Below are 15,606 nucleotides of genomic sequence, written 5' to 3' on the forward strand. Positions count from 1 at the left end.
TTTGAGTATGGTCAGCGCGCTGTATGCGGTCTTAGGTGCGTTATTGCTTATTAAGTTTTCCTGGGACGTCGTACGCCTGAGAACGCAATATCGCGTTGGCTACGGCGACGGCGGTTTTAGCGAGCTGCAGGTTGCTATTCGCGTGCACGGGAACGCGGTGGAGTATGTTCCCATTGGTCTGATCTTGCTGCTGTTTATGGAGATGAACGGCGCACAGACCTGGATGGTCCACGTCTGCGGTATTTTGCTGATTGCCGGGCGCCTGATGCACTCGTATGGCTTTCATCATCGTCTCTACCGCTGGCGTCGTTCCGGCATGAGCGCGACGTGGTGTTCATTGTTGCTGATGGTGCTGGCGAACTTCTGGTATATGCCCTGGGAGTTGGTTTTCTCCGTCCGTTAGCGCACAATACGCCGTTTTCGATTTTTCGGGTTTAACGTTATGTCTCACCGCGATACGCTTTTTTCCGCGCCGATTGCCAGTCTCGGCGACTGGACCTTTGATGAACGGGTTGCTGAAGTCTTCCCGGATATGATCCAGCGCTCTGTTCCCGGCTATTCCAATATCATTTCGATGATCGGCATGCTGGCGGAACGTTTCGTTCAGCCGGATACCCAGGTTTACGATCTCGGCTGCTCGCTTGGCGCAGCCACGCTGTCCGTGCGCCGCAATATTGCGCATGCAGGCTGCAAAATCATCGCCATCGATAACTCGCCGGCGATGGTCGAACGCTGCCGTCGCCATATTGACGCCTATAAGGCGCCGACGCCGGTCGAGGTGATTGAAGGCGATATTCGCCACATCACGATAGAAAACGCCTCGATGGTGGTGCTGAATTTCACCATTCAGTTTCTCGAACCCGGCGAACGTCAGGCCATTCTGGACAAGGTCTATCAGGGGCTGAACCCGGGCGGCGCGCTGGTGCTGTCGGAAAAATTCAGTTTCGAAGATGACAACGTCGGCGAACTCCTGTTCAACATGCATCACGACTTCAAACGCGCTAACGGCTACAGCGAGCTGGAAATCAGCCAAAAGCGCAGCATGCTGGAAAACGTAATGCTCACCGATTCCGTGGAAACCCATAAAGCGCGCCTGCGTAAGGCCGGTTTCGAACATGCCGAGCTGTGGTTCCAGTGCTTTAACTTCGGATCGTTAATCGCCGTAAAATCCGGGGACCCGGCATGATTGATTTCAGCAACTTTTATCAATTGATTGCCAAAAGCCCGCTTTCGCACTGGCTGGAGACGCTGCCAGCCCAGGTGGCGGCATGGCAGCGCGACGCGCTGCACGGCAAATACCGGGAATGGGAACGGGCCGTCGAGTTTCTGCCCGAGTTTGCGCCCTACCGTCTGGATCTGCTGCATAGCGTCACCGCCGAGAGCGAAACGCCGCTCGGTGACGGCCAGCGCCTGCGGATTGAAAACCTGCTGAAGAATCTGATGCCGTGGCGTAAAGGGCCCTTCTCCCTTTACGGCGTGAATATCGATACCGAATGGCGTTCCGACTGGAAGTGGGAGCGCGTACTGCCGCACCTTTCCGACCTGACCGGGCGTACCATCCTTGATGTCGGCTGCGGCAGCGGATACCACATGTGGCGCATGATTGGCGCCGGCGCTCATCTGGCGGTGGGCATCGACCCTACCCAGCTGTTTCTGTGCCAGTTTGAAGCGGTGCGAAAACTGTTGGGCAACGATCAGCGCGCGCATCTGCTGCCGCTGGGTATTGAGCAGCTTCCGGCGCTCAACGCCTTTGATACCGTCTTTTCGATGGGCGTACTGTATCATCGCCGATCTCCGCTCGATCACCTGTGGCAGCTCAAAGATCAGCTGGTTCCCGGCGGCGAGCTGGTGCTGGAGACTCTGGTCGTTGAAGGCGACGAAAATACCGTGCTGGTGCCGGGCGACCGCTATGCCCAAATGCGCAACGTCTACTTTATCCCGTCCGCCGCCGCGCTGAAGCAGTGGCTGGAGAAGTGCGGCTTTGTCGATGTGCGTATTGTCGATGCGTGCGTCACTTCGACCGACGAGCAGCGCCGCACCGAGTGGATGACCACCGAGTCGCTGGCCGATTTCCTCGATCCGCACGATAGCAGCAAAACTCTCGAAGGCTATCCTGCCCCGCTGCGCGCGGTGATTATTGCCAGTAAACCGGAAACGCAGCAGTCGTTAGCGGCGAAAAAAGCCCGCGGCTAGAGAGCGAATTCTGGATAAAAAAAGGCCCCTGTTTAATGGGCAGGGGCCTGGTACGGGCAATCATCATATTGGGCGACATGATGTGCAGCAAAAAACGGTTTATCCCCGTCATACTTCAAGTTGCATGTGCGTTGGCTTTCCTCGCTCCCTCCAGTCACTACTTGAGTAAGCTCCAGGGGATTCCCTGCATCGCCGCCTTCTCGCAACTCGAATTATTTAGGGTTTTAATCTCTCTGTGCGGAAATAATCTTCTTCATTTCCGCTACCGCTTCGCCATTGACGGCGTAGCGTAAGTATTCATCTGCTTCGGCATCCGTAGACATCGACAATCCGGGATTGCGAAAGCGCATCGGAGACGGTAACCATTGGCCTGCCGAGGTATGCACCTCTTTTACCCCCGCCTGTAAAAACAGCGGCAGGTTGGCGGCGCGCACTCCTGCACCGGCCATAATAATAGGAGTATCGCTTTGGGAAATAAGTTCCCTGATTAATGAAATTCCTTTTTCGGCAGACGCCTGCTGGCCCGAAGTCAGGATACGCTGAACGCCGAGTTCAGCCAGCTCAGCGCTGGCCTGGCGCGGGTTGGCGCACATATCAAAGGCCCGATGAAAGGTGACGGCCAGGGTTCCCGCCGCCGCTATTATTTTTTTCATTCGCCCGCCATCCACCCGCCCATCGGCGTCCAGAATACCGATTACCAGGCCGGGAAAACCGAGATCTTTCACCGCAGCGACATCATCCAGCATCGCGGCAAACTCGCCCGCGGTGTAGCAAAAATCACCGCCGCGCGGGCGAATAATCGGATGGACGGGAATGGTCACCGCTCCACGTACCGATTTCAGTACGCCCAGCGAAGGCGTCAGCCCTCCCTCCTGCGGCGCGGCGCATAGTTCGATGCGGTCGGCGCCGCGGCGCTGGGCCTCCAGCGCGCACTCCATGCTGTAACAGCAAACTTCCAGTAAGGTCATTCTTCTCTCCGTAGATTGAGCAGGCACGCCAGAATGGCACGATTTCTCCCGCCAGACGCCGCGTAACGTCACACTGTCATCGTTCAGCGTGTTCGCTGGCGACAATTTGCTCAATCGACCACGGGTGAAATTTAATCGTCACTTTGCCATCGGTTACCGCCAGGGTCGGATTCGGTAAACGCTCACGCTCGCCTTTCGGCGCGCTGGTCTTCACAAAAATGCCCGGTTGGCTCAGCCCGTCATCGGACAGCAGCGCCAGCGCGCGGGTATTGAGCGTTTCAGGCTCGCCCGGCAGTACGATTTCAATATGTTCCCAGCCCTCATGCGGATAGCGCTTTTCGCCCGGCCACGGTAGCTCAACGATGTGAAAACGCCAATGCGCCACGACCACCGGCTCATCCAGCCTGAACAGGCAGATGGGTCGACCGTTAATGACATTTTCCGACAGCAGAGTACCGCATTGTTCAAAGCCGCGACGCCAGCGCTCCGCCGTGGCGTTCTGGTGACAGCGTAGGGAAATATGGTCGGCGTCATGGGGCGTAATATCAAGACCGAGTCGGTGAGCAAGCACGTTTAGCGCCTCGGTAAAGCGCGGCAGGTCCGCGGAAATATCGTTCAGTTCATCAATCTGCTGCCAGTTCGCCATCGTAAGCCTCGGTACTCGCTAAAAAGAGTTAATTTATCGCGTTTCCCGCGCCCTACCAACCGACAATCGTCGGCAGCCCCCAGTGAACGGTTATTCGTTGAGCGCGAGGCTTAGCAACCTCTGCGCGGTGCTGACGCGTGGGCGCAAATGCAGTATACTCCCGCCCTAATTTGTCCACATTCCTGCGCCGCCCCTTCTGGGTGACGGCGTGTTAAACGTAAGGTATTTCGGTGAATATTCAGGCTCTTCTCTCAGAAAAAGTCAGTCAGGCCCTGATCGCGGCAGGCGCGTCTGCCGATTGCGAACCTCAGGTCCGCCAGTCAGCAAAAGTCCAGTTCGGCGACTATCAGGCCAACGGCGTGATGGCCGTAGCCAAAAAACTGGGCATGGCGCCGCGACAACTTGCAGAGCAGGTCCTGACTCATCTCGACCTGAGCGGCATTGCCAGTAAGGTCGAAATCGCCGGTCCCGGCTTTATTAATATTTTCCTCGACCCGGCCTTCCTCGCGGAAAACGTCAGCAGCGCGCTGAAATCCGAACGTCTGGGCGTGGCTCAGCCGCAGGCGCAGACGGTGGTGGTCGATTACTCCGCGCCGAACGTGGCGAAAGAGATGCACGTAGGCCACCTGCGCTCCACCATTATTGGCGATGCCGCGGTGCGTACGCTGGAGTTTCTCGGGCATAAAGTGATCCGCGCGAACCACGTGGGTGACTGGGGCACCCAGTTCGGCATGCTGATCGCGTACCTGGAAAAGCAGCAGCAGGAAAACGCCGGCGAGATGGCGCTGGCCGACCTCGAAGGTTTCTATCGCGAAGCGAAAAAACACTACGACGAAGATGAAGCCTTCGCCGAGCGCGCGCGCAGCTACGTCGTTAAGCTGCAGGGCGGCGACGAGTACTTCCGCGAAATGTGGCGCAAGCTGGTCGACATTACCATGTCGCAAAACCAGCTTACCTATAACCGCCTCAACGTCACCCTGACCCGCGACGATGTGATGGGTGAAAGCCTCTATAACCCGATGCTGCCGGGTATCGTTGCCGATCTGAAAGCCAAAGGTCTGGCGGTAGAAAGCGAAGGCGCGACCGTGGTGTTCCTTGATGAGTATAAAAACAAGGAAGGCGAACCGATGGGCGTGATTATCCAGAAGAAGGATGGCGGCTATCTCTACACCACTACCGATATCGCCTGCGCAAAATACCGTTACGAAAACCTGCATGCAGACCGCGTCCTTTACTACATCGACTCTCGCCAGCATCAGCACCTGATGCAAGCGTGGACCATTGTGCGTAAAGCCGGCTACGTACCGGATTCCGTCCCGCTGGAGCACCACATGTTCGGCATGATGCTCGGCAAGGACGGCAAACCATTTAAAACCCGCGCCGGCGGCACCGTGAAGCTCGCCGACCTGCTGGACGAAGCGCTGGAACGCGCCCGTCGTCTGGTGGCGGAGAAAAACCCGGATATGCCCGCCGACGAGCTGGAGAAACTGGCGAACGCGGTCGGAATTGGCGCGGTGAAATACGCCGATTTGTCTAAAAACCGCACCACCGACTACATCTTTGACTGGGACAACATGCTGGCCTTTGAGGGCAATACCGCGCCTTATATGCAGTATGCCTATACCCGCGTGCTCTCCGTGTTCCGCAAAGCGGATACCGATGAAAGCGCGCTGGCGGCGGCGCCGGTGGTCATCACCGAAGACCGTGAAGCCCAGCTGGCAGCCCGTCTGCTGCAGTTTGAAGAAACCCTGACCGTCGTCGCCCGTGAAGGCACGCCGCACGTCATGTGCTCTTATCTGTACGATCTGGCTGGCCTGTTCTCCGGATTCTACGAGCACTGCCCGATCCTGAGCGCCGAAAGCGAAGAGACGCGCAACAGCCGCCTGAAGCTGGCACTGTTGACCGCAAAAACGCTGAAGCTGGGTCTGGATACCCTGGGTATCGAAACCGTAGAACGGATGTAAAAACAAACCCGGCGAAAGCCGGGTTTGTTTTATAACGCCTGATGGCGCCACGCTCATCAGACCTGCAACATCATTGTAGCCCCGGTAAGCGTAAGCGCCACCGGGGAAATTCCCCCTTCTCAGAAATACTTCCGCAGATACTCCGTCAGGCACAGGATCGCCATCGCCTGGCCATACGGCATCGACGTCAGCGGAATGTCGCGATAAAAATCAAGATTCGAACCCATTCCGGTACCGAACGACGTTTGCAGCAGCTCCCCTTGCGGTGAGATATTCTGCACGATGCCACGAATCGCTTTTTCCGCAACCTCCGCATACGCCTGGCTCACGTAGCGCTTGCGCACAGCTTTGAGGATCCCATAAGCAAAACCGGCGGTCGCCGACGCTTCAAGATAGGAGCCGGGATCGTCAAGCAGCGTATGCCACAGGCCGCTATCGTCCTGACAGCGGGCCAGCGCCGCAATCTGCGCATTCAGCACCTGCACCAGATAACGACGTACCGCGCTGCTCTCGGGTAAATCCACCAGTTCCAGAAAATCCGGAATCACGATAGTCAGCCAGCTATTCCCACGCGCCCAGCGAGCGTGGGCGAAATTATGCCGCCCCTCGTAGCTCCAGCCGTGGAACCACAGGCCGGTCTCGCGGTCCAGCAGATTCTGCACGTGCAGCAGAAACTGATACACCGCCTCCTCTACGTATTCCGGACGATTAAGCAGCTTGCCGATTTTCGCCAGCGGCAGAACCGTCATCATCAACGTGTCGTCCCACATCTGCTGATGATTCTCTTCCGCCAGGGTGATGTGCTGCATGCCGCCAGATTCAGTGCGCGGCATTTCGTTCATCGCCCACTCCGCCCAGCTATCGAGCCAGGGCAGATACGCGGAGTTGCCCGTCTCTTCGTAGCGGTATGCCAGGGTGAGAAACGGCGCCATGGTGTTGACGTTTTTGGTGGTCGCGCCCTCGGCAAAGCGGTCGGTAAACCAGCTATCGATAATGTCGCGCATTGCCGTATCGCCGGTCTGCTGATAATACTGATAAATACCGTACAGGCCGACGCCGTGAGTCCACTCCCAGCCGTTCCATCCTTTGGTGTCGATAACGCGTCCGTCGTCCAGCCGCAGTAAAAATTGCCCGCTTTCGTCCTTAATGTTGACCAGATTGTGCGTCACCTTCTGAATCAGCGCCTGCAGTTCATTGCGGGCGATAAAACGCTCCGGCTGGCGCAGTAGTGGGCTATGTTTGACAGGCCAAACTTTCATATCCTTAACCTCTGTTATATGTCGAATTCATGGCTGAACGCTGCTTCAGCGCTGGCGCGGCGGGTTTATTCCGATTCAGATAACCAATATTGTTGTTTCCCCACAGGGCGTCGTACGGCATCCCGGCCAGCATCTCCACCACTTCACGATCCTCGGCGCTGGCCAGTTCCGGCTGAGCGCGGCCTGATTCACGCATTTTCAGCGTTTCCGCACGCAGGACGCTGTGGGTTTGCAGATTGAGCTTAAAGCGCAGGGACACGAGGAAACCGCAGGCCAGCACCAGTAAGGTACCGACGCTGAGGATCAGCAGAATGGTATGGCTCACTTCATAGGGCTGCGTTTTCTGCCCGGAGACAAAGCCCGACATCTGCATGATGATCCCCACCAGCATCACCGCGCCGGCCTGGGATGCCTTACGCGTCAGGGTCATAATCCCGGCGAAGATGCCTTCGCGGCGCTGGCCGGTGATCACTTCGTCCACGTCGGCAATATAGGTGTAGGTGTTCCACGGAACATAGTTGATGCCGCCGCGCCCCAGGCCCGCCACCGCGGATATCAGCAGCAGCAGCGAATAGACATCGCTGAGGCCAGCGTAGTACAACACCGCGTAGGAGAGCGAACTCAGGCCGAACAGCACCACCACCATGCGGTACGATGGCGCCGGCCCGAAGCGAATGCACAGCGGGATCATGGCGATAACCGCGATAAACTGGAAGATTGCCATGGTACCGAGCAGGTTGGAGGCCATCGACGCTTCCTGCATCAGAACAAACACCACGTAGTAGGTAAAGACCGCATTGAACACGTCCTGGGCGATATAGCCGCCCAGATACATACCCAGATGCTGACGGAATATTTTAATCCGCAGGGTCGAACTTAACTCAATAAACAGGCGGTTAAGACTCTGAGACAGGCTCAGGTTCTGTTTCTCTTCTTCGGCGCGCAGCGCGGCCTCCGTCCACTCTTCACGCGGGCGTTCCCAGGTAAAGAACCAGACGAAGGTCAGCATCATCGCGCACAGCACCGAGAACACCAGGCTCGCGTAAAAGAAAGAAACCGCGTTATCCTTACCGAAGATAGTCAGCAGCACGCCCGGCAGGAACGAAGCCAGAATCGCCGACATCTGCGCCATTGAAATACGCGCGCCGGAGAATTTTGTTTTCTGTTTAAAATCATCGGTCATTTCCGGCACCAGCGTTTCATACGGCACCAGAATCATGGTGTAGACAATATCAAACAGCAGATAGGTCAGCAGGTAGTACCAGAAACCCATATCCCCTACCCACATGATGGAGTAGCTAAATACGCAGGGGATGCCGAGCAGGATGAAGAACTTGCGTCTGCCAAAACGTTTCCCCAGCCAGGTCGAGCCAAAGTTATCCGTCAGGAAGCCCATCAGCGGACTGATTACCGCATCCAGAACCCTGGCGGTGGCAAAAATAAGCGTCGCTTCGATAGGGGAAAGACCGCAAAAAGTGGTGTAGAAGTAGAGCAGCCATGCTGCTGTGAGTGCGGTCGTTCCCGCACCAAGGAAATCGCCCGATCCATAGGCAAGGTAGTTAACCAAACCGATTTTACGTGTTTTCATCGCCGTAAATCCTGTGTCTTTTTTTAGAGAACTCCGAACCGCTTTTTGGCCCATTCAGCCAAAAGAGGGTTGATACATGGCTACATTAAGAACATGGGAACGGCGTTACCTTTTCATTTTTGCCAGCCAAAAGCGTTCACTGGCAAAAACACAAAGAGTCGATGAACGCGCCTCACTGATTTATAAAACAGCGTTTCTTTTAATACAAAAGATCGGACCAAAAGTTGCGAAGTGACAATCAAAAAGGCCCTGCAACGGGCAAAACCTGCGCGTTATTTTTCGCCGCGGATAAACCTTGCGAAAGCTAAGGAATCGGAGTAAAGACAATAGAAAAGGGTTATTTCGCGTATCTCAAGGAGGCTTGATGCCCTACTCACATCTACTGGTCGCCGTGGCGCCAACCCCGGAAAGCCGGGTTCTCATTCAGAAAGCCGTCTCTATCGCCCGTCCGGTTAATGCGAAAGTCAGCCTGATCACGCTGGCAACCGATCCGGAGTTGTACAATCAGTTTGCGGCGCCGATGATGGAAAATTTACGCGAAGTCATGCAGGAAGAGACGCGCGGCTTTCTGGCCGAGCTCGCCCGCCACGCCGACTACCCTATCGAAAAAATGACCATCGCCAGCGGCGGAATTGCTCATCACGTGAAGGATTTTTGTCGGCAGCATCGCGTTGACCTGGTGATTTGCGGTAACCACAACCAGAGCCTGTTTTCTCGCGCGACCTGTTCGGCGAAAGATATCGTTGGCAGCAGCGGCGTTGACGTGCTGCTGGTGTGTCTGGAAAAAGGTTAGCGCCGTGGAAGCGCTAACCATCGTTGCATCAGGCGAGTTTGGGGAAGGTCGCGACCTTACGCGCTAAGTGGCTCTCCTCACTGCCCGGCTCAATCTCCTTTAGATCGGCAATAAACCGCTCCTGCCAGCGATGGATATCGTTATCCTTAATCACCGCCAGCATGGCCGAATGACGGGCTATACGCTCGGCCAGCGGCATCGTTAGCGCCTGGTCCAGCGCTGCGGCGACCTCGTCGCGATCGTAAGGATTGACGATTAAGGCAGTCGGGAGCTCGTTCGCCGCGCCGGCAAACTGCGACAGCACCAGCACGCCCGGATTTTGCGGGTCCTGCGCGGCAACATACTCTTTCGCCACCAGATTCATCCCATCGCGCAGCGGCGTAACCAGCCCGACGTCCGAGTAGCGGAAGATTTTCATCAGCAGCTTGCGTTCAAAGTGCTGGTTCAGGTAGTAGAGCGGGGTCCAGCCCAGCTGACCATACCGGCCGTTAATGCGTCCGGCTGCGGTTTCGAGCTGGTGACGAATATCCTGATAGGCCTGAACATCGCCGCGCGACGTCGGCGCAATCTGGGTATAACGAATCTTACCGTGATGATGGGGATAGTTTTCAAGCAGCGCCTCGTAGGCGAGAAAACGCTCCGGCAGCCCCTTCGAATAATCCAGTCGCTCGACGGAAAAGATATTCTGCACGCTTTTCAGTTCGCTTTTCAGCTGCGCCAGCTTGGGCGGCAGCGGCCCTTTTGCGCTGCGCGCTATCTCTTCCGGATCGATACCGATTGGGTAGACTTCGGTCTGGAAAGGTTTGCCCCAGGCCACATGTTTTTTTCCGCCGCGCGTCGTCAGACGGGTCTGCATCGATACGCAGTCAAGAAACGCCAGTCGGTCGCTCTCGGTCTGGAAGCCCAGTAAATCGTAATCGCAAAGCTGTTCAAGCAGCTCCGCATGCGGCGGCAGCGCGTTAAAGACTTCCGGCGTCGGGAAAGGAATATGTAAAAAGAAGCCGATGCGGTTATTGACGCCGCGCTGGCGCAGTTCGCTGGCCAACGGCAGCAGGTGGTAATCGTGGATCCAGACAATATCGTCAGGTTCGATCAGCGGCAGTAGCCTATCGGCCAGCTTCGCGTTGACCCGCTGATAGCCCTCCCAGGCTTCACGCTGAAAATCGACCAGGTCAAGACGATAATGGAATGCGGGCCACAGCACGGCGTTGGAAAAGCGGTTGTAATATTCGTCGTGATCCTGCTCGCTAAGGTTGAAAGAGGCCCAGGTTATATTTCCCTGAGTCACTTTCTTTAGCGGCTGCTGGTCATCACCGATTTCACCACTCCAGCCGAACCACAATCCTCCGGCTGCTTTTAATGCCCCCATAATCCCCACGGCAAGGCCACCGGCGCTGGCCTTTTTATCGTCCGGCGGGGCAATACGATTAGATACTACGACTAAGCGACTCATAGCCATCTCTCCTGTCGGTTAGCGCATCTGGTTGTTGCCCATGATTCGCGATGTTACTAATCCAAAGATGAACAGCGGCGACATCCGGCAGGCGCCAGTGCGCCTGAGTCTCGCCGCCGCCCACTTTGACCGATACGCCACTCAGTTGATTGACAACGCTAAAACCCGCTTCATCGGTTAAATCATCACCGACAAATACCGGCTTGCGCCCTCTGAATGGAGCTTCCTGCATAAAAGCGGCTATCGCTTCACCCTTATTCACTCCGCGCGGTTTGATCTCCACCACGCATTTACCCGGCTGTAAAGCCAGAATGGGATGGCGCTGCACGACAGCTTGCGCCAGCGCCAGCACCGCGTGCTGATGCTCAGGCGCCTGACGGTAGTGCAGCGCAAAAGCCATCCCCTTACTTTCCAGTTCGCATCCCGGCAACGCATCCAGCGCCGCGGTCAGCTCCGCCGACAGCGCCTTCAGGAGGGAATCAGGTAAAGAGACAATATGCGTTTTACCATTGATGTCACGGCGTTCAGCCCCGTGTACACCGGCAAGCGGCAGCCGGTAAGGACGGGTAAGCTCATCCAGCTCAACCATTGAGCGCCCTGAAATCAATGCCACCGCGCCGCTGTGCTGCTGCACGAGCTGGCGCAGCGTCTGCAGAACATCGGCAGGAATAACCACCTGATCGGGATGGGGTTTGATACCGGCAAGGGTACCGTCGAGGTCAAAGAAAAAAGCGTAGTTTCCGGTTAACGCAGGCGGTACATAAATCTGGTCAGCCACCCTGTTTCCTCCTTATCATGGCCAGCAACATGCTGGGTGTTAATTTATTGTAGCCATGTAAGTATAGACAGTGTGACCAGCCTCGCCATTTTTGATAGTCATTGCCAGCGGAACGAGCGCTGGCAATGGATTAGGATTAAACTGAAAAGTTGGCCGGATTAAACGACGCGCTTCGCTTTCTGTTTGTAGCGGTCAAAGATAACCGCCGCCAGCAAAATCACGCCGCGAACGACGTACTGCGAGAACGGCGAAATGTTCAGCAGGTTCATCGCGTTCTCCACCGTCCCCAGGATCAGGATCCCGGCCACCACGTAGGAGATCTTACCGATCCCGCCCTTCAGCGATACGCCCCCCAGCACGCAGGCCGAGATAACAATCAGCTCATAGCCAATCGAGGTCATCGGCTGACCGCTGGTCATACGGGAAGCAAGGATAATGCCTGCCGCGGCAGAAACCAGGCCGGAAAGGACGAAAATAATGATCTTGGTCCGCACCACCGGCACGCCCGCCAGACGCGCAGCTTCTTCGTTGCCGCCAATCGCCAGGGTATTCCGGCCAAAGGTGGTTTTATTAAGCAACAGGCCGAAGACAATCAGGCAGGCTACGGTCAGCCAGATAGGCGCAGGCAGACCAAACCAGTTGGCATATCCGAGGGTAAAGAAGCGCTCGTCTTCAATCCCTACCGCCTTACCGTCAGAGATAATATAAGCCAGACCGCGAACGATCTGCATGGTCGCCAGGGTGGTGATCAGGGCGTTAATCTTCAGGCGTGCAATCACAAAACCGTTTACCAGACCGCTTAGCGCCCCGAGCAGTAGACCGGCGCCGATGCCAATCCACATGCTCTCTGTCATGTTAATCACCACCGCCGTGGTCACCCCGGCGCAGGCGATAACCGAGGCCACCGACAGGTCAAAATCGCCGGATGCCAGGCAAAACAGCATCCCGCAGGCCACCATTCCGGACATAGAAATAGCCAGCCCCAGGCCTTTCATATTGATAAATGAGGCAAAATTAGGCACAAAAATCACGCAGCCAATAAACAGCACCGCAAAAACAACCAGCATGCCGAACTGATCCCAGACGCGGGAGAAGCTAAAAGCTGACCGGGTAGTACCTGAAGTAGTAACTGATGACATCATAGACTCCTTACTCAGGCGACCGCCTGGCTCACTTTTGGCATCGCAAGGCTCAATGCCTGCTGTTCATTCGCATGTTCATGCAGCAGTTCTCCGGCAATCTCACCCTCGCGCATAACCACGATGCGATCGGCAACGCCGAGAACTTCCGGTAAATCGCTGGAGGCAAAAACCACCGCGACGCCAGATGCCGCTAATGCATAGATAACGTTGTAGATTTCATGCTTAGCGCCTACGTCAATACCGCGCGTTGGCTCATCAAGCAGGATGACTTTCATCTCTTCCGACAGCCAGCGGCCAAGGATCGCCTTCTGCTGATTGCCGCCGGAGAGGTTCATAATCAGCTGTTCTGCGCCGGGCGTTTTGATATTCAGCGATTTAATGTGCTGGTCGGCGTTCTGCGCTTCCCAGGCGTTGTTGATAACGCAGCCGGCGAGAATATGCTTGCGGCGAGCGCTGATATTGATGTTGTCGCGCACCGAATGGACCGGAATAATGCCCTCCGCTTTACGGTCTTCCGGGCAGAGCATCATCCCGGCCTGAATCGCCTGGGCCGGCTTACGAATATCAATGGCCTCGCCGTCGATATAAACCTGACCGCCGGTTATTCTGTTACCGCCGAATAAGCCTTTCATCAGCTCGCTGCGTCCGGCGCCGACCAGCCCAAACAGACCGACGATTTCTCCGCTCCGCACCGACAGACTGACGGGCTGGCGCACGCCGGGCGCCTTCACCTGCTCAAGACGCAAACGCTCTTTGCCATATTCACGCGGCTGCCAGCCGTAGATATCGCCCAGTTCGCGCCCCACCATCGCCTGGACCAGCGCGTCGTGGTTAACCTCCTGCATATTGTCAAAGGTGCGTACGTAGCGGCCATCTTTGAATACCGTAATGGCGTCGCTTAACGCAAAGATCTCCTCCATGCGGTGGGAAACGTAAATAATGACCCGTCCTTCCTGGCGCAGCTCGCGGATCACCCGAAACAGGTTTTCAATTTCTCGCGCCGAAAGGGAGCTGGTCGGCTCATCAAAGGCGATAATTTTGGCGTTACGCGCCAGCGCTTTGGCGATCTCCACCATTTGCCACTGGCCAATAGAGAGATATTTGAGCGGCGTTTCCGGGTCGATATCGAGCCCCAGATGTTTAAGCTGCAGGCCTGCTTCATAATTCAGCAGCGACCGATTCACAATCCCGCCTTTATGCGGCAACTGGCCGAGGTAGATATTTTCCGCCACGGTCATTTCCGGAATCAGATGCAGCTCCTGATAGATAATCGCCACCCCGGCGTTCAGCGCCTCGGTAGTGTGATTGAACGTCATCTGCTGACCGCGGATCTGCAGGCTGCCGGCCGTCGGTATATAGTTGCCGCTGAGAATTTTCAGCAGCGTGGATTTCCCGGCGCCGTTTTCTCCCATCAGGGCGTGAACCTGTCCGGCATAGCAGCCAAAGCTAATGTCGGACAGCGCTTTAACGCCCGGGAAGGTCATGGTAATGCCGTGAAATGAGAGATAAGGGGTAGACTGTTGCATAACGACTCCGCTTTTCTGTACGGAGCCCCTCGCGCACTGCGAGAGGCCCGGTCAACCGGCCTTACAGCCCTTTTTTCGCCAGCTCTTCTTTAAAGTTGTCGCGGGTAATCAGCACCACGTCGGTTACCGCGGTGAATTTCGGCGGTTCAACGTCTTTCGTTACCCAGTTGTAAAGCATCTCGCTGGTTTTATAGCCGTGAATATCCGGGCTTGGTAGCAGAGAGCCGTAGAAACCGGTGGCCTGTGCTTTAGAAAGCTCGTTCACCGCATCAACGCCGTTAATACCGATACCGATAACGTCAGGGGCTTTAAAGCCCTGGCCTTCGGTCGCGCGCACGCCGCCCAGCACGGTATTGTCGTTCATGCCGACGATAAGCCAGTGCTTAACATTAGGATGTTGAACCAGCATGGAGTTACCGGCGTCAAAGGCGCCGGGGATGTCGTTAGATTTGGTTGGTACGCGATAGATTTGTTGCTCCGGGAAACCGGCGGCTTTCAGCGCATCAATAGATCCGGTGGTACGGCGGCGGGCGGTATCCAACTCATCGGCAGTGATAGCCATAACCGCGGTGTCTTTTACATCCCAACCGCGTTTTTGCATCTCTTTATAGAGCTCCTGCCCCTGACGCGCGCCGATTTCGCTGGCCGCCATCATTACCAGCGGTACGCTGTCCATCGGTTTGCCTTTGGCGTTGACGAACTGGTCATCGACGGTAATTACTTTCATATCATAGCCGCGTGCTTTGGCGACAATAGCCGCCCCGAGTTTCGGGTCCGGGGTGCAAATGACGAAGCCCTTGGCTCCGCTGGCTGCCAGGCTATCAATCGCGTTAAGGGTTTTTTCGCCGTCGGGAACCGCGATTTTAATCACATCGAAACCTAAATCTTTACCGGCCTTATCGGCAAATTTCCACTCTGTTTGAAACCATGGCTCTTCAGGCTGTTTCACCAGAAAACCCAGCTTAAGCGTCTCAGCCATAGCTGATTGTGACATAACTGCGGCAAGACCAATCGCCGCCAGCGCTTTAGTAAATTTGTGCATGGTAAACTCCAGCTTTAATTCGCTTTTATGTAGGGAAAAATATGACTTAAAATTTTTATCGGACGAAAAACAAGGCATTAGGAAAATGTCAACCATGAGTGCCGTTGTTTAAATAGTATTAACCGGAAATTATTTCTCCATACGAGAGCCCAATCACATCGCGGAATTACAGTAATTGCGTACATATAAACAGCGAAAAAAGACATAAAAAAAGCGCTAATTGTCAGACAATTAGCGCAGGCCGTAGCAATATT

The 15,606-nt window shown here is 55.7% G+C and carries 15 protein-coding genes; 6 read left to right on the plus strand and 9 right to left on the minus strand.

Annotated features, from left to right (window positions below; all coding sequences use genetic code 11):
- The first annotated feature begins 7 nt into the window (after nt 1-7).
- The 3 genes from IYV58_RS17085 to cmoB are packed head-to-tail and all read left to right on the plus strand — an operon-like array spanning nt 8 to nt 2,193.
- Complete coding sequence (locus tag IYV58_RS17085; protein WP_004122068.1) at nt 8-403, plus strand: MAPEG family protein; 396 nt, start codon at nt 8-10, stop codon at nt 401-403.
- A gap of 39 nt (nt 404-442) precedes the next feature.
- Nucleotides 443-1,186 (plus strand): carboxy-S-adenosyl-L-methionine synthase CmoA, encoded by a 744-nt coding sequence (gene cmoA, locus IYV58_RS17090; RefSeq protein WP_004122069.1) that lies wholly within the window; start codon nt 443-445, stop codon nt 1,184-1,186.
- Nucleotides 1,183-2,193: a tRNA 5-methoxyuridine(34)/uridine 5-oxyacetic acid(34) synthase CmoB gene (gene cmoB, locus IYV58_RS17095; RefSeq protein WP_123829157.1), complete on the plus strand. Its 1,011-nt coding sequence runs from the start codon at nt 1,183-1,185 to the stop codon at nt 2,191-2,193. The genes cmoA and cmoB overlap by 4 nt, the downstream gene beginning before the upstream one ends.
- A gap of 224 nt (nt 2,194-2,417) precedes the next feature.
- Here the strand turns inward: cmoB and cutC are convergent, their stop codons facing one another.
- Nucleotides 2,418-3,161: a copper homeostasis protein CutC gene (gene cutC, locus IYV58_RS17100; protein WP_004122072.1), complete on the minus strand. Its 744-nt coding sequence runs from the start codon at nt 3,159-3,161 to the stop codon at nt 2,418-2,420.
- Between the two features lie 76 nt (nt 3,162-3,237).
- Entirely contained in the window at nt 3,238-3,807 is a 570-nt protein-coding gene (locus IYV58_RS17105; protein WP_123829156.1) for a VOC family protein, read from the minus strand.
- Between the two features lie 230 nt (nt 3,808-4,037).
- Here IYV58_RS17105 and argS point away from each other — a divergent pair, with 230 nt between their 5' ends.
- Nucleotides 4,038-5,771 (plus strand): arginine--tRNA ligase, encoded by a 1,734-nt coding sequence (gene argS / locus IYV58_RS17110; RefSeq protein ID WP_049115027.1) that lies wholly within the window; start codon nt 4,038-4,040, stop codon nt 5,769-5,771.
- A gap of 119 nt (nt 5,772-5,890) precedes the next feature.
- Here the strand turns inward: argS and IYV58_RS17115 are convergent, their stop codons facing one another.
- Both IYV58_RS17115 and IYV58_RS17120 read right to left on the minus strand, forming a co-directional pair.
- On the minus strand, nt 5,891-7,030 hold the full coding sequence (locus tag IYV58_RS17115) for a beta-galactosidase BglB (RefSeq protein ID WP_004122075.1): 1,140 nt from the start codon (nt 7,028-7,030) through the stop codon (nt 5,891-5,893).
- Between the two features lie 4 nt (nt 7,031-7,034).
- Complete coding sequence (locus IYV58_RS17120) at nt 7,035-8,618, minus strand: MFS transporter (protein WP_142446678.1); 1,584 nt, start codon at nt 8,616-8,618, stop codon at nt 7,035-7,037.
- A 76-nt stretch (nt 8,619-8,694) separates the two neighbouring features.
- Here IYV58_RS17120 and IYV58_RS17125 point away from each other — a divergent pair, with 76 nt between their 5' ends.
- Both IYV58_RS17125 and uspC read left to right on the plus strand, forming a co-directional pair.
- Nucleotides 8,695-8,853, plus strand: coding sequence for a hypothetical protein (locus tag IYV58_RS17125; RefSeq protein WP_157261974.1), 159 nt, complete (start codon nt 8,695-8,697; stop codon nt 8,851-8,853).
- Between the two features lie 129 nt (nt 8,854-8,982).
- Nucleotides 8,983-9,411, plus strand: a complete 429-nt coding sequence (gene uspC, locus IYV58_RS17130; protein WP_004122077.1) for a universal stress protein UspC — start codon at nt 8,983-8,985, stop codon at nt 9,409-9,411.
- 28 nt (nt 9,412-9,439) lie between these two features.
- Here the strand turns inward: uspC and otsA are convergent, their stop codons facing one another.
- From otsA to IYV58_RS17155, 5 genes are all read right to left on the minus strand, one after another.
- Nucleotides 9,440-10,864, minus strand: coding sequence for an alpha,alpha-trehalose-phosphate synthase (gene otsA, locus IYV58_RS17135; RefSeq protein ID WP_004122078.1), 1,425 nt, complete (start codon nt 10,862-10,864; stop codon nt 9,440-9,442).
- Nucleotides 10,839-11,642, minus strand: a complete 804-nt coding sequence (gene otsB, locus IYV58_RS17140; RefSeq protein ID WP_004122079.1) for a trehalose-phosphatase — start codon at nt 11,640-11,642, stop codon at nt 10,839-10,841. Before otsB ends, otsA begins: the two co-directional genes overlap by 26 nt.
- Before the next feature lie 158 nt (nt 11,643-11,800).
- Nucleotides 11,801-12,781, minus strand: a complete 981-nt coding sequence (gene araH, locus IYV58_RS17145; protein ID WP_004122080.1) for an L-arabinose ABC transporter permease AraH — start codon at nt 12,779-12,781, stop codon at nt 11,801-11,803.
- Between the two features lie 14 nt (nt 12,782-12,795).
- Nucleotides 12,796-14,310 (minus strand): L-arabinose ABC transporter ATP-binding protein AraG, encoded by a 1,515-nt coding sequence (gene araG, locus IYV58_RS17150; protein WP_004122081.1) that lies wholly within the window; start codon nt 14,308-14,310, stop codon nt 12,796-12,798.
- A 61-nt stretch (nt 14,311-14,371) separates the two neighbouring features.
- Complete coding sequence (locus tag IYV58_RS17155) at nt 14,372-15,352, minus strand: arabinose ABC transporter substrate-binding protein (protein ID WP_024359886.1); 981 nt, start codon at nt 15,350-15,352, stop codon at nt 14,372-14,374.
- Nucleotides 15,353-15,606 lie beyond the last annotated feature (254 nt).

The sequence above is a fragment of the Klebsiella sp. BDA134-6 genome (assembly GCF_015601345.1).
In the GTDB taxonomy this organism is placed as follows: domain Bacteria; phylum Pseudomonadota; class Gammaproteobacteria; order Enterobacterales; family Enterobacteriaceae; genus Klebsiella; species Klebsiella grimontii.